Origin of the sequence: Streptomyces sp. Je 1-332, assembly GCF_040730185.1 — a bacterium.
In the GTDB taxonomy this organism is placed as follows: Bacteria; Actinomycetota; Actinomycetes; order Streptomycetales; family Streptomycetaceae; genus Streptomyces.
In genome coordinates, this window is record NZ_CP160402.1 from 879,774 (window position 1) to 893,232 (window position 13,459).

Annotated in this window: 11 protein-coding genes; 5 read left to right on the plus strand and 6 right to left on the minus strand. The window is 71.3% G+C overall.

Features of this window, described 5'->3' with window-relative positions; all coding sequences use genetic code 11:
* Positions 1-90: 90 nt before the first annotated feature.
* Entirely contained in the window at positions 91-921 is an 831-nt protein-coding gene (locus ABXJ52_RS04095; protein WP_367039234.1) for an oxidoreductase, read from the plus strand.
* Between the two features lie 44 nt (positions 922-965).
* Here the strand turns inward: ABXJ52_RS04095 and ABXJ52_RS04100 are convergent, their stop codons facing one another.
* A complete protein-coding gene (locus ABXJ52_RS04100) occupies positions 966-2,168 on the minus strand; it encodes a methyltransferase (protein WP_367039235.1) in 1,203 nt (400 codons plus the stop codon).
* A gap of 183 nt (positions 2,169-2,351) precedes the next feature.
* Here ABXJ52_RS04100 and ABXJ52_RS04105 point away from each other — a divergent pair, with 183 nt between their 5' ends.
* The 3 genes from ABXJ52_RS04105 to ABXJ52_RS04115 are packed head-to-tail and all read left to right on the plus strand — an operon-like array spanning position 2,352 to position 6,995.
* The gene (locus tag ABXJ52_RS04105; protein ID WP_367039237.1) at positions 2,352-3,821 is read left to right on the plus strand and encodes an aldehyde dehydrogenase family protein; all 1,470 of its coding nucleotides are present in this window, start codon (positions 2,352-2,354) and stop codon (positions 3,819-3,821) included.
* Positions 3,818-5,410 carry an APC family permease gene (locus ABXJ52_RS04110; RefSeq protein ID WP_367039238.1) on the plus strand — a complete coding sequence of 531 codons (1,593 nt, stop codon included), beginning with the start codon at positions 3,818-3,820 and terminating at the stop codon, positions 5,408-5,410. The genes ABXJ52_RS04105 and ABXJ52_RS04110 overlap by 4 nt, the downstream gene beginning before the upstream one ends.
* A 22-nt stretch (positions 5,411-5,432) precedes the next feature.
* Positions 5,433-6,995 carry a GMC oxidoreductase gene (locus ABXJ52_RS04115; protein ID WP_367039239.1) on the plus strand — a complete coding sequence of 521 codons (1,563 nt, stop codon included), beginning with the start codon at positions 5,433-5,435 and terminating at the stop codon, positions 6,993-6,995.
* Between the two features lie 9 nt (positions 6,996-7,004).
* Here the strand turns inward: ABXJ52_RS04115 and ABXJ52_RS04120 are convergent, their stop codons facing one another.
* The 4 genes from ABXJ52_RS04120 to lnt form a co-directional block, all read right to left on the minus strand.
* Positions 7,005-8,015, minus strand: a complete 1,011-nt coding sequence (locus ABXJ52_RS04120; protein ID WP_367039241.1) for a LacI family DNA-binding transcriptional regulator — start codon at positions 8,013-8,015, stop codon at positions 7,005-7,007.
* Positions 8,016-8,125: 110 nt separating this feature from the next.
* On the minus strand, positions 8,126-9,385 hold the full coding sequence (locus ABXJ52_RS04125; RefSeq protein WP_367039243.1) for a hypothetical protein: 1,260 nt from the start codon (positions 9,383-9,385) through the stop codon (positions 8,126-8,128).
* A gap of 75 nt (positions 9,386-9,460) precedes the next feature.
* Positions 9,461-9,934 (minus strand): NUDIX domain-containing protein, encoded by a 474-nt coding sequence (locus tag ABXJ52_RS04130; RefSeq protein WP_367039245.1) that lies wholly within the window; start codon positions 9,932-9,934, stop codon positions 9,461-9,463.
* 10 nt (positions 9,935-9,944) lie between these two features.
* Positions 9,945-11,561, minus strand: a complete 1,617-nt coding sequence (lnt, locus tag ABXJ52_RS04135) for an apolipoprotein N-acyltransferase (RefSeq protein WP_367039247.1) — start codon at positions 11,559-11,561, stop codon at positions 9,945-9,947.
* Positions 11,562-11,822: 261 nt separating this feature from the next.
* Here lnt and ABXJ52_RS04140 point away from each other — a divergent pair, with 261 nt between their 5' ends.
* On the plus strand, positions 11,823-12,905 hold the full coding sequence (locus tag ABXJ52_RS04140) for an O-antigen ligase family protein (protein WP_367039249.1): 1,083 nt from the start codon (positions 11,823-11,825) through the stop codon (positions 12,903-12,905).
* Here the strand turns inward: ABXJ52_RS04140 and ABXJ52_RS04145 are convergent.
* Complete coding sequence (locus ABXJ52_RS04145) at positions 12,862-13,413, minus strand: hypothetical protein (protein ID WP_367039250.1); 552 nt, start codon at positions 13,411-13,413, stop codon at positions 12,862-12,864. The two genes, ABXJ52_RS04140 and ABXJ52_RS04145, sit on opposite strands and share 44 nt — an antisense overlap.
* Positions 13,414-13,459: the final 46 nt, after the last annotated feature.

Consider the following 13,459-nt stretch of genomic DNA (forward strand, 5'->3'; position numbering starts at 1 on the left):
CAAGTCTTGGACGGGCCAGCCGATTCGGTCGCAGGATGATCCACAGAGCCGGGGACGAACGAACCGGCCGACACCGATAGGGAGTTCGACATGACGAAGGTATGGCTCGTGACGGGCGCGACCAGTGGCTTCGGCCGGGCGATCACCGAGGCGGCCGTCGCCGCGGGCGGCGTGGTCGTGGCCACCGCCCGTAACGCGTCGTCCCTGGACGACCTTGTCGCCGCCCACCCCGACCAGGTTGAAGCCCTCGCCCTCGACGTGACGGACACGGCCGGCATCGAGACCGCCGTACGTGACATCGCCGACCGGCACGGCCGCATCGACGTGCTGGTGAACAACGCGGGACGCAGCCACGTCGGCGCCCTCGAGGAGGACTCGGACGCCGAGCTGCGCGCCCTGTTCGACGTGCACGTCTTCGGCCCGGCCGCACTGGCCCGCGCCGTGCTCCCACACATGCGGGCGCGGCGCTCGGGAGCGATCGTGCAGATGAGCAGCATGGGCGGCCAGATGTCCTTCGCGGGGTTCTCGGCGTACAGCGGCACGAAGTTCGCCCTGGAAGGGATGTCGGAGGCGCTGGCCGCGGAGGTGGGACCGCTCGGCATCAAGGTCCTGGTCGTGGAGCCCGGCGCGTTCCGGACAAGGCTGTTCGGCAACACCAGCGCGAGCCCTGTCGAGATCCCGGACTACGTGGAGACGGCGGGCGCCACCCGCGCGATGGTCGCGGGCGGCGACGGCGAGCAGCCCGGCGACCCGGCGAAGGCCGCCGCGGCGATCATCACGGCGCTCGACGCCGACGAGACGCCGCTGCGCCTGCCGCTGGGCGAGGACGCCGTGGACGCGGTCGTCGGGCACCTCGACTCGGTCCGCGCGGAGATCGCCGCCTGGGAGAAGGTGACCCGGGCGACCGCCTTCGACGCCTGAGCCGCTGCGAGCCCTGAAGGCCACTCGCGACCCCTGACACGCTGTCAGCGGTCGCGCTTGACCGCCCGCAGGACCACGAACTTCGGGTTGCCCGCGACGACTTGAGAGTTGCCGAAGAGCTTCCGCAGCTTCACGTGGTATTCGAGATGGCGGTTGCCGACGACCCACAGCTCACCGCCGGGTCGCAGCGCCGCGCGCGCCCCGGCGAACATCCGCCAGGCGGTCGCGCCGCTGGTCGCCTGGTGGCTGTGGAACGGCGGGTTGTTCAGGACGAGGTCCACAGAGCCCGCCGGCAGCGTCGACAGGGCGTCGCCCGCGACGAACTCGGCCCGCGTGGAGCCGGCGGCGTTCGCACGGAAGGTGGCCTCCGCCGAGGCGACGGCGGGGTAGGACTCGTCGACGAAGGTGACCGTGGCCTCGGGGTCGGCGACGGCGGCTGCCGTGCCGAGCACGCCGTTGCCGCAGCCCAGGTCCACGATGTGCGGGGCGCCGCCCCCCTCGGGGCTGTTGCCGGCCGGCAGGTGGCGCAGGAAGAAGCGGGTGCCGATGTCGAGGCGGTCGGCGCAGAACACGCCCGCGTGGTTGACGACGGTCAGCCCTGATCCTGCGCCGGAGTCGGCGTCGAGCACATAGCTGCGCGGCCACGGGCTGGGTGCGGTGCCCCGCTCGGGATCCGGCGTGCTGAAGATGAGCCGCGCCTTCTGCCGGGCCAGCGACGTCCTCGTAGGGCCGATGATCCGTTCGAAGAGGTCGAGCGTGGAGGTGTGGATCTCGGTGACCATGCCGGTGCCGACGACGACCGTGCCCGCGTGCAGGGCGGGCGCGAGCCGGTGCAGCTGGTCCTCCAGGAGAGCGAGGCTCTTCGGCACCCGGACCAGCAGGACGTCGATCCGGCTCGGCGGGGCGTCACCCGTCGTCGAGAGCCGCACCGCGTCCGGCGCGAACCCGGCGCGTGCCACGTTTGCCCGCGTCGCCTCCCGCGCGAGGAACGAGTCGGTGATCAGCGTCGGCCCGTGCTCGGCGAGCGCCGTGGTCAGCGCGCCCCACCGGTCGCCGACGACGGCCACGGTGCCGGAGAGGTCGACGGGCTTCGCCGCCTCCTCGGACCCGGCGGGCCCGCCGTCCTCGCCCGCGAGATGGCGCAGGAGGTAGGCGTCGGCGGCGGACCAGGCGCGCAGGGGGTCGCGAGGGTCCTCGGGAAATCGTGTGAGGTCGTACGCGCCCCATGACGTGATCAGCCGGTTCATCGTGCCTTCAGGCTATCGAAAGGAGCCCGCACCCGATCTACTGGGACGCCTGGTCCCGCGGGGGCCGGAGGGGACGGAAGGAAGCGGCTGCGCCGAATAGCGGCTCTTGTAGTGCGTTCGCGGCCGGTTCTCCTTACCGTCCATTCGTGGAGCACCCGCGCATCCCACCCCCGAGGAGCCGTCATGCCGGAGTTGTTCATCGGCGGAACATGGACCACTGCCGTGGACGGGCAGACACGGGAGATCCGCTGCCCCGCGGACAACACCCTGGTCGCGACCGTCGACGAGGCCGGGCCCAAGGACGCGGCGGCGGCGATCGCCGCCGCGCGTGAGGCCTTCGACCACGGGCCGTGGCCGAGCACCCCGGCGGCGGACCGCGGCAGCCTGCTGCTGCGCGTGGCCGACCTCCTCGAACGCGACAAGGACGCGCTCGCCCGCGCCGAATCCCTGGACACCGGGAAGCGGCTCGTGGAGAGCGAGTACGACATGGACGACATCGCGAACTGCTTCCGCTACTTCGGCAATCTGACGGCGGCGGGCGGCACGGACCGGGTCGTCGACGCCGGAAGCCCGGAGGTGGACAGCCGGGTGGTGCACGAGCCGGTCGGGGTGTGCGCCCTGATCACGCCCTGGAACTATCCGCTGCTGCAGACCGCGTGGAAGGTCGCCCCGGCACTGGGCGCGGGCAACACCTTCGTCCTCAAGCCGAGCGAGCTGACCCCGCACACCTCCATCATCCTGATGCGCCTGCTCACCGAGGCCGGGCTGCCGGGCGGCGCCGCCAACCTGATCCTCGGCGCGGGCCCCACCGCGGGCGCCCCGCTCAGCGAGGACCCGCGGGTCGACATGGTGTCGTTCACCGGCGGGCTCGTCACCGGGCGCCGCATCATGGCCGCGGCGGCGCCCACGGTGAAGAAGGTCGCCCTGGAACTGGGCGGCAAGAACCCGAACATCATCTTCGCCGACGCCGACTTCGAGACGGCGGTCGACTACGCCCTGATGGCGATCTTCCTGCACTCGGGCCAGGTCTGTTCGGCCGGGGCACGGCTCCTCGTCCAGGACGAGCTGCACGACTCGTTCGTCGACGCCGTGGTCGAGCGCGCGCAGCAGATCCGGCTCGGCGGTCCCTTCGACCTGAACGCCCGCACGGGGCCGCTGATCTCCGCAGCGCACCGCGACAAGGTCGAGGCGTACGTGGCGGCCGGCGTCGCCGAGGGCGCGGTGCTGCGCTGCGGCGGCGCACGCCCCGACGACCCGGCGCTGCGGGACGGCTACTACTACCCGCCGACCGTGCTCGACGAGTGCACGCCCGGCATGTCCGTGATCACCGACGAGTCGTTCGGCCCGGTGCTCACCGTCGAGCGGTTCCGGGACGAGGAAGAGGCCGTCGCGCTCGCCAACGACACCGTCTACGGACTCGCGGGCGCCATCTGGTCGCAGGACGGGGGCAAGGCGCACCGGGTGGCGTCCCGGATGCGCGCGGGAACGGTGTGGATCAACGACTTCCACCCCTATGTGCCGCAGGCGGAATGGGGCGGCATGAAGCAGTCCGGCTTCGGGCGCGAGCTGGGGCCGGCCGGTCTCGCCGAGTACCAGGAGGCCAAGCACATCTGGCGCAACCTCGCACCGACACCGCAAAGGTGGTTCGAATGAGCACGGACAACGGCCAGGGACCGGTCCCGGCCACCCCGGAGAGGACGCAGGGCCAGCACGACGACGACGCGCTCGGTGAGCTCGGCTACCGCCCTGAACTCAAGCGGACACTGGGCAACTTCCACACCTTCGCGGCCGGGATCAGCTACATCTCGATCCTCACCGGCACCTTCCAGATGTTTGTGCTCGGCGTCAGCTTCGGCGGTCCCGCCTATTGGTGGTCCTGGCCGATGGTCTTCGTCGGTCAGCTGATGGTGGCCCTGTGCTTCTGCGAGCTGGCCGCCAGGTATCCGGTCGCGGGATCGGTCTACAACTGGGCCAAGACGATGGGCGGCCCGCACGTGGGGTGGCTCGGCGGCTGGATGATGATGACCGCCACCATGGTGTCTCTCTCCGCCGTGGCGCTGGCCTACCAGATCACGCTGCCGCAGATCTCCGAATGGTTCCAGTTCGTGGGTGACGGCAGCGGCAAGAACGACGCTGCGGCCAACGCCGTGCTCCTGGGCACCGTGCTCATCGCCTTCTCCACGGCGATCAACGCTTTCGGCGTCCAGCTCATGGCCCGGATCAACTCCGCCGGCGTCTTCATCGAACTGATCGCCGCCGTCGGCCTGGTCATCTTCCTCGCGGCGCACATCACCCGCGGCCCCAGCAGCGTCCTGACCGAGACGAACGGCGCGGGCACCGGCGAGAGCCTCGGATACTTCGGCGCGTTTCTCACCGCCTCGCTGGCATCGGCGTACGTGATGTACGGATTCGACACCGCCGCGTCGCTCGGCGAGGAGTCGCACAACCCCGGCCGGAACGCGCCCCGCGCCATCCTGCGCGCGCTCATCGCCTCCTTCATCCTCGGCGGTCTGATCCTGCTCTTCGCGCTCCTGGCGGTGCCGGACCTGCAGTCCGAGGAGCTGGCGTCGGGCGGTCTGCAGTACGTGGTCCTGGAGACGCTCGGTTCGACCATCGGAGAGATCTTCCTGTGGTGCGTGGTGGTCGCCATCACCGTGTGCGTCCTGGCCGTGCAGGCCGCCGGTATCCGGCTCATGTTCGCCATGGCGCGGGACAACAACCTGCCGGCGGGCACGCACCTCGCCAAGGTCAGCCCTCGCTTCCAGACCCCAGTGGTACCGGCTGTCCTGATCGGTGTGGTGGGTGTCGTCATCCTGGTGATCAACATCAACCAACCGCAGATCTTCTCGGTGGTCACGAGCATCGCGATCATCATGATCTACGTGGCCTATCTGCTGGTCACCGTACCCATGCTGATCAAGCGGTTCCGCGGCCAGTGGCAGCCCAAGGAGGGGAAGTTCTCGCTGGGCAGGTTCGGCCTGCCCATCAACGTCCTCGCCGTGCTCTGGGGCCTGGCCATGTCCATCAACCTCGCCTGGCCCCGCGCGGAGGTCTACAACGCGACAGGGCCGCAGCACTGGTACCTGCGCTGGGGTGCGTTCCTCTTCATCGGCATCGTGGCCCTCGGCGGCTTCGCCTACTACTGGTTCGTGCAGCGGCACAAGACGGGCGTGCTCGCCGAGCACCGCTTCGAGCAGGCCGCCGACCCCACCTCTCCGCCGTCACCGCCGGCCGCCCCCTGAACCCCTCTGATCTGGAGCCGTCATGCCCGCTGAGAGTCCCCAGGCCGAGTTCGACTACGTGGTGGTCGGCGGCGGCACGGCAGGCGCCGTGGTCGCCGCGCGGCTGACCGAGGACCCGGACGTCAGCGTCTGCGTACTGGAGGCGGGGCCTTCCGACGTCGGCGACGACAACGTCCTGCAACTGGACCGGTGGATGGCCCTGTTGGAGTCCGGCTACGACTGGGACTACCCGGTGGAGCCGCAGGAGAACGGCAACAGCTTCATGCGGCACGCCCGCGCCAAGGTGCTCGGCGGCTGCTCGTCGCACAACTCCTGCATCGCCTTCTGGGCCCCTGCCGAGGACCTCGACGAGTGGGGCTCGCTCGGCTGTACGGGCTGGAGCGCGGCGGACTGCTTCCCCCTCTACCAGCGCCTGGAGACCAACGAGGCGCCCGGCGACCACCACGGCCGCTCCGGCCCGGTGAACATCATGAACGTCCCGCCGAACGACCCGTGCGGTTCCGCCCTGTTGGAGGCGTGCGCGGCGGCGGGAATCCCCACCACGCCGTTCAACACCGGTAGGACGGTGGTGCGCGGCGCCCACTGGTTCCAGATCAACTCCCGCCCGGACGGCACCCGTTCGTCCGCTTCGGTGTCGTATCTGCACCCGATCCTGGGCAAGCGGCCGAACCTCGAGGTACGCACGGGCCTCCAGGCAAGGCAGTTGCTGTTCGACGACAACCGCCGATGCACGGGCGTCGAGTACCTGCAGCCCGACACCATCCACAGCGGCAGCGTCGCGGCGCGCCGCGAGGTGATCGTGTCCTGCGGTGCCATCGACTCGCCGAAGCTCCTGATGCTGTCGGGGATCGGCCCCGCCGGGCATCTGCGGGAGTGCGGCGTGGACGTGCGGGTGGACTCCCCCGGGGTCGGCGCGCACCTCCAGGACCACCCCGAGGGCGTGATCATGTGGGAGGCGAAGCAGCCGATGGTCACCTCCTCCACCCAGTGGTGGGAGATCGGCATCTTCGCGGACACCGAACCGGGCCTCGACCGCCCGGACCTGATGTTCCACTACGGCTCGGTGCCCTTCGACATGAACACCTACCGGCGCGGCTACCCGACCACCGACAACGCCTTCTGCCTCACCCCGAACGTCACCCGGGCCCGCTCCATGGGCACGGTCCGGCTGCGCACCCGTGACTTCCGCGACAAGCCGATGGTCGACCCGCGCTACTTCACGCACGAGCACGACATCCGCGTGATGACGTACGGCCTCAGGCTCGCCCGGGAGATCGCGGCGCAGGCCCCGATGGCGAACTGGGCGGGCACCGAACTCGCCCCGGGACCGCAGGCCACGACCGACGACGAACTCTTCGCCTACATCCGCCAGACCCACAACACCGTCTACCACCCGGCTGGCACCGTGCGGATGGGGGCGACGGACGACACGGACTCGCCGCTCGACCCCGAACTGCGGGTCAAGGGAGTCAGCGGGCTCCGCGTCGCCGACGCGTCGGTCATGCCGTTCCTGCCCGCGGTCAACCCGTGCATCACCACCATGATGATCGGCGAGAAGTGCGCCGACATGATCAAGGCGTCCTGAGCCGGGCGGCTAGGCGGAATCACGCCGGGTGAGCACCGGGACCATGGCCCTGCGGGTGGAGCGGGGCAGTGCCTCGTCCGCCAGGAGATGTGCGATCCCCTCGCCGACGGCCGCGCTGACCTTGCGCGCGTCGAAGTGGGCGGTGGTCAGGCGGGGATGGAGTTGCGCGCCCAGAGGGTGGTTACCGGCCCCGACCACGGCGATGTCGCCGGGGACGCGGAATCCGGCCTCCTGGAGGGCCTGTACGAGCAGCAGGGCGAAGTCGTCGTTGTACGCGAAGACGCCGGTGGGCCGGCGGTCCGAAGCGGACCTACGCCAGTCGGAGGCCACCGCGCGCAGGCTGTCGAGGTCGAACGCACAGGGCACGGGTTCCACGGTGGCCCCCACGGCCGCGGCCACTTCCTGTGCGCGCGCGAGGCGCCGGCCGGCCAGCTGTGCGAAGGGGCCGTCGGGGACGAGACAGGCGATCCTGCGGTGTCCGGCGTCGACGAGGTACTGGGCGGCGACCGTGGCGACCGCGCCGTCGTGGAATCCCAGGACGGTCACGTCGCGGCGCCGGCTGTTGTCGAGCAGCAGGATCGTGTCCACGCCCGCGCCCCGCAGGATGCGCACGGCCTCCGGTGGACAGGTCGCGGGCCCGCCGATGACGGCGGCGGGCCGGTACTCGGCCCAGGCGCGGGCCGCCTCGGCCGGCGGAAGCGACCGCTCGGCGTCGATCAGCAGACGCAGCCCCCGCTCGGCCAGGTCCCGGGAGAGATGCTCGACGAGCTGGTCGACGGCATGGCCGAGCGGGACTCTCATCAGGGGCATCAGGACGAGTTGGGACCGCCCCGCCCGCAGGGAACTGGCGAAGGCGTGCGGTGTGTAGCCGAGGGTCCGCACCGCGTCGAGTACGCGGCGACGTGTCTCGACCTTCACGGTCTTTCCGGCGGTGCCGTTGACGACACGGGAGACGGTGGCGCGTGAGACACCGGCCACGCGCGCGACATCCGCGCTGGTCGGCCGCGCCGCATCCGTCATGTCCGCCAACTCCTCTGCTGGGTGCGCCCGTCGCACCGACAGGCGCACGGGCGTCGATCAGCGCAGGATAGCTGCCTGATCGCGCCCGGCCCCAGCCGCGGTTCGGCCCGTCAGTGCCCTCCGCGGCACCCCCTTCCGAGACCCTTTGCGGTGAGCCGGTCGAGGGAGCAGTAGGCGGCTGTCGGGTAATAGGCCCCCATGACCTTGCGCGCGGCGGCGGGCGTGCTGTCGACGGGCACGTTCTGTACGGCGTGCCGGAAGTGGGCGCCGGGGATGAGGTGGCGCATCACCAGGAGGTGGGTGGTGTCGTGGTGGGCCGTGGAGACCGGCAGGAAGGTGGCTCCGGGTATCTCCTCGATCCGGCTCCGCTGTGTCTCCGCGCCGATGACGAAGGTGTACGTGGAGTCCGGTGCGACCTTGACCTGCTTGTCGTTGCGGCAGCCGGTCGAGACGGTGCCGTCCGGCAGCGGGTTGACGACGACGGGGCCTGGCGGCATGACGACGTTGTCGCACAGCGACCAGTAGCGCACGTCGGTGCGGTGCGCGGTCGGCCAGGGGCGCGGGTGGTCGGCGCGCACGGTCGTGGGCGCCTTGCCGCGCACGAGCAGTACCCGGCCGGGGCCGGGTGGGGTGAACTCGGCGGACACATAGGCGGCGTCGGCGTTGGGGTAGAGATTCGCTCCGGACTTGCGGCGGAAGGCGACGGCGGGCTCGGAGGTGTCCGCACCAGCGGCTGCGGCGGTGCCGGTCGTCCCGGCCGCGGCGCGGGTGGGTGTCGCGGGCGCGTTGGCGTCTTCGCACAGCGGCAGCACGACGCTCTCGCCGTTCTTCTCGAAGGTCACCTCGGGCAGGTCCACCGGGGAAGAGTCGCGGTAGGTGCGGAACAGGACCGACCCCTCCGACAGCTCGGGAGTTCCGGTGGGGGCCATGGGCACGGTGTTGGGGGTGTCTCGGCGGGCCGAGTCCGTGACGCGCACGGTGAACTTGCCGCCGTGCGCCGCGCGTTCACGCCACGGGTTGCGGCTTCCAGGGTCGGGGGCGATGCGGTGGTCGGTGATCCCCGAGCTGACGCCGTTCGCGGTGAAGCTGGACGCGGTGGAGTCGTAGACGTTGACAGAGCTGTAACGGGCGTCGGGGTAGCGGCCGTTGATACGGATGGTGAGTCCGTCCTGTTTCTTGAACCGCAGTACCCAGTAACGGGCGGCGGTCTCGGGATAGGCGGAGTTGCCGTAGCGATAGCCGCGCTCGCTCCAGCTGCACGACGGGGCGAGGGGGCCGTCACGGTCGGCGGCGAAAGCCGCCGGGAGGGACGTCGGGAACATCAGGGCAGCGGCAGCGCCGCCGGCAACGAGGCTTCTGCGGAGAGGCATTGGCGCAGTGAATCACCCGAGGTACACGTGTACAACACTTTCGACAGGACCCCCGACGGCCCGTGCCGACTGGAATCAGGAGCGGTCGAACCAGGTGGGCTGTTCCTCCGCCATGGCCTGCTTGATCCTGAAGACCCCGAACTCGTGCAGGTCGGGCAGCTGGTCGACGGCGAACCAGCCCACTTCGAGTGACTCGTCGTCGTTGACGCGGGCCTCACCGCCGGTGGCGCGGCAGCGCACGGTGATGTCCATGAACTGGCAGGTGTCGCCGTTCGGGTACGTCACCGGCTCCAGGGCCTCGACGAGCACGACGCGCTCGGGCACGCAGGTCACCGCGGTCTCCTCGAAGACCTCGCGCACGGCGCACGCGGCGGGCTGCTCCCCCGGGTCCGGGATGCCGCCGATGACCGACCACTTGCCGTTGTCGGAGCGCCGCCCGAGGAGCACTCTGCCCTCGTCGTCGAAGACGATGGCGGTGACCCCGGGGAGCCACAACAGCTGCTGGCCGGCGTCGGCCCGGATCGTGCGGATGAAGTCAGGAGTTGCCATGCCGTCGACCCTAACGGGCCTGACGGGTGCGCCCGGCCCGTACGGCGCCCGTCACCGCCCAGCCGAGACCGCCCGCGGCGATCAGCACGAGGATGCCCTCGGGCAGGACGCCGAGCCGGGTGGCCGGGGTCTGCGACGAGCGCAGCGGCACCTCCTCGACGAGTGAGTCGGCGGTGAACCACTTCGTCTTCTGCGAGACGTGGCCGTCCGGCATGATGATCGCGCTGACGCCGCTGGTCACCGGGACGGTGACCGTGCGGCTGTGCTCGACGGCGCGGATCCGCGACATGGCCAGCTGCTGGTGGGTCATCTCGCTGCGGTCGAACGTCGCGTTGTTGCTGGGTACGGAGATCAGCTGCGCGCCATGGGTGACGGTGTCGCGCACGGCCCAGTCGAAGGCCGCCTCGTAACAGGTGGCGAGGCCCACCTTCGTGCCCGCCATGGTGAAGACACCGGGCTGTGCACCGCGGCTGAAGTCCTGGCGCACCATGCCGACGTCGCTGCTGAAGAAGCCGACGATGCCGCGCAGCGGGATGTACTCGCCGAAGGGCTGGATCTGCCGCTTGTCGTAGGTGTCCGTGGGGCCCTTCTCCGGGTCCCAGAGGATCTGCTCGTTGAAGAGCTTGCCCTCCTTGGTCTCGACGACTCCGCCCACCGAGATGGGGGCGCCGATCGCCTTGACCGCGCGCTCGATGGCGTCGCGGGCGTCGGGGTTGGTGAACGGGTCGATGTCGGAGGAGTTCTCCGGCCACAGGACGAAGTCGGGCTGCTTCGCCTTGCCCGCCTTCACCCGGTCCGCGAGCCGTTCGGTCTCGCGCACGTGGTGGTCGAGGACGGCGCGACGCTGGGCGTTGAACTCCAGGCCGGCCTGCGGGACGTTGCCCTGGATGGCGGCGACGGTCGCGGTGCCGTCCTCGGCGTCGTCGCTGACGAGCGGGCGCGCCGCGAAGGCGCCGGTGACCGGGACGAGCACGCTGAGCAGGGCCGCGGCCGCGGCGCCGCGGCGTACGACGCGGGTGCCGCGGGCGGCGTACGCCAGCCGGACGATCTCGTACAGGCCGAAGCCGCACAGGACCACCGCGAACCCGAGCACCGGGGTGCCACCGAGCGCGGCGAGCGGCAGGAAGACACCGTCCGCCTGCCCGAAGGCGATCTTCCCCCAGGGGAATCCACTGAAGGGCACGCGCGCGCGTGCCGCCTCCCCCGCGATCCAGAGGGCGGCGGCCCAGAGCGGATATCCGGGCAGCCGGGAGACGGACGTGATGCCGGCTCCGACGAGGGCGACGAACATCGCTTCGATGGCGGCGAGCGCAAGCCAGGGCCCTGGCCCCACCTCCACTCCGGTCCACACCAGGAGCGGCAGCAGGAAGCCGAGGCCGAAGAGATAGCCGAGTCCGAGGCCCGCCTTCCAGCTACGGCCGTGCAGACACCACGCGAACACCGCGAAAGCCGGCAGGGCGAGCCACCACAGGGTGCGTGGCGGAAAGCTGACGTAGAGCAGCACTCCGGAGAGTGCCGCCGCGGCGGCCGGGACGAGCGCTCGCAGGAAGCGGGCCCCGCGCGACGGGGGCGCGGGCTGCGGTCCGAGCTGCTCCGACTCGTCTACGGAGGTGGTGGTGGCGGTCACTCGGGGAGTCTACGGCGCGCCACGTGGACGGAGACAGGACGGTCGTACCCGGCCGCCGGTGCTTCGCCCGCCACCGCGGGCGCCGGTCGCCGGTCGCCAGCCGCCGGTCGCCGTAGGCTTCGGCCAAACGATCGACGGATCGTTCCTGCGCAAGATGTCCACATCTCACGGTCCCAGCGACTACGGTGTGCCCGAGTCCCTGACCTGCGGCCGGATCGAGCCACAGCGTTCGGGGCCCGTCAAACGTCGGGGGGCGACGGGGTGGGGACAGCGGGGACGGCCGCGACGGCGGGGCCATCAGGAACGTACGAGCGGCGCAGCGCGTCCGACGCGACCGGCTGCGCGCTGCTCGGCGTGTGCGCGGCCTGGACCTTGATCACAGCGGGAGTGCACGGCGGCCGTCCCGAGGGGGTGCTCCTCGCGGTGCTGGCCGTGGCCGCGGGGTACGCGGGCGGGCGGATCTGCGGTGCGCTGCTGCCGGTCGCCGCGCCCTGCGCCGGTGCGCTGGTCGGGGTGGGCCTCGCGGCGGCGGCCCCGCAGCTCTCGCCGGATCCCGTCAGCGCGGCGCCGCTCGGCCACACCGGCGCCACGGCCGCGCTTCTGATCCTGGCTTCGGGGGCGGCCTGCTCCGCGGCATGGGCGGCCCGCGGTCCCTCGGCGCGGCTCGCGATGCGGCTCCTGGCCGTGGGGGTGATGGTGGCCGCCGCGGTGCTCGGTTCGGTGGCCGGTCTGGTGGCGTGTGCCGGGATCCTGCTGTGTTCGCTGGCGACCGCGCTGATGCGGCGCAGGGTGTTCGGTCTCGCGGGCCTCGCTCTGGCGACGGCTGTGGTGACCGCACTGACGTGGGCGATCGCCGACGACGTACTTCCGGAGGGGCTGAGCGCGTCTCTGGAGGGGCAGCTCGACGGGCACCGGGTCCAGCTGTGGCAGGACGCGCTCGCGCTCTCGGGCCAGGAACCGGCGCTCGGGGTGGGCCCCGGCCGGTTCGCCGACGCGAGCCCCACGGTGGCCGAGCATCTCCTTGCCGACGGCAAGCCCCATTCCGCGCTGTTGCAGCAGGCTGCCGAGCAGGGTCTGGTGGGCGTGGGACTCCTCGCGGCGGTCTTCTGCTGGCTTCTGTATGCCCTGTACCGCTCACCGCGCTCCACCCAGGTCGTTCTCTCGGCGGGCGCGGCCCTGACGGCGCTGGCCTCCGTGGCCTCGGTCGGCAACGCGCTGAGCCTCACGGCGGTGACGACGGGCGCGGGCTATCTCGCGGGTATCGCCACCGCGCGTCCGCTGGGCGACGAACAGGCGCAGGTCAGGCCGCCGGGCTCCGCACCGTGGACAGACGGCGGCGGATGAACCGGACGGCCGCTTCGGCGTCGTCGACGGTGACCGTGAACTTGCGGCCGTCGCCCAGGCTGAGGACGAGGCCCTCACCGCGCCTGACCACGACGGCCGTGCCGATGTCGGGCCGCGAGCGGTAGCCCCAGCCGCCCCACTGTCTGGGGCAGACGACCTGCGCGAACTCGGCCCTCACCACGTGGGAGAGGAGGATGCGGCGGCGCGGCACGCCCATGTGCCCGCAGCGGACTTCCAGGCAGTCCTTGTCGACCTTCACGGCGACATGGACGAAGGCGAGGGTGCCGAAGAGGATCAGCAGTCCGGCGGCGATGCACCCCACGACCGACATGGCGAGGGCCGCGATCCCGGTCGTCCACATGTTGTCGACGGCCAGCTCGATCCCCAGCGCCAGGCACAGGGCGCCGGCGAGCGCCAGCAGCCACTGCACGCGGTTGGTCGCGCTTCCGGTCCAGACTTCCGGCAGGGCCTCTGTGCTGCCCCGCTCACCGTGAGTGTGGTCCCTCATGCGAAAGAGAGTACCGACGTTCCGGAGGGAAGGCACGGCATCGCGG

What these genes read in the sequence shown, in the direction of transcription:
- ABXJ52_RS04095 (WP_367039234.1), top strand. Translation starts at nt 91, where the DNA reads ATGACGAAGGTATGGCTCGTGACGGGCGCGACCAGTGGCTTCGGCCGG.
- ABXJ52_RS04120 (WP_367039241.1), bottom strand. Translation starts at nt 8,015, where the DNA reads ATGACGGATGCGGCGCGGCCGACCAGCGCGGATGTCGCGCGCGTGGCC.
- ABXJ52_RS04110 (WP_367039238.1), top strand. Translation starts at nt 3,818, where the DNA reads ATGAGCACGGACAACGGCCAGGGACCGGTCCCGGCCACCCCGGAGAGG.
- ABXJ52_RS04125 (WP_367039243.1), bottom strand. Translation starts at nt 9,385, where the DNA reads ATGCCTCTCCGCAGAAGCCTCGTTGCCGGCGGCGCTGCCGCTGCCCTG.
- ABXJ52_RS04130 (WP_367039245.1), bottom strand. Translation starts at nt 9,934, where the DNA reads ATGGCAACTCCTGACTTCATCCGCACGATCCGGGCCGACGCCGGCCAG.
- ABXJ52_RS04115 (WP_367039239.1), top strand. Translation starts at nt 5,433, where the DNA reads ATGCCCGCTGAGAGTCCCCAGGCCGAGTTCGACTACGTGGTGGTCGGC.
- ABXJ52_RS04145 (WP_367039250.1), bottom strand. Translation starts at nt 13,413, where the DNA reads ATGAGGGACCACACTCACGGTGAGCGGGGCAGCACAGAGGCCCTGCCG.
- ABXJ52_RS04100 (WP_367039235.1), bottom strand. Translation starts at nt 2,168, where the DNA reads ATGAACCGGCTGATCACGTCATGGGGCGCGTACGACCTCACACGATTT.
- ABXJ52_RS04105 (WP_367039237.1), top strand. Translation starts at nt 2,352, where the DNA reads ATGCCGGAGTTGTTCATCGGCGGAACATGGACCACTGCCGTGGACGGG.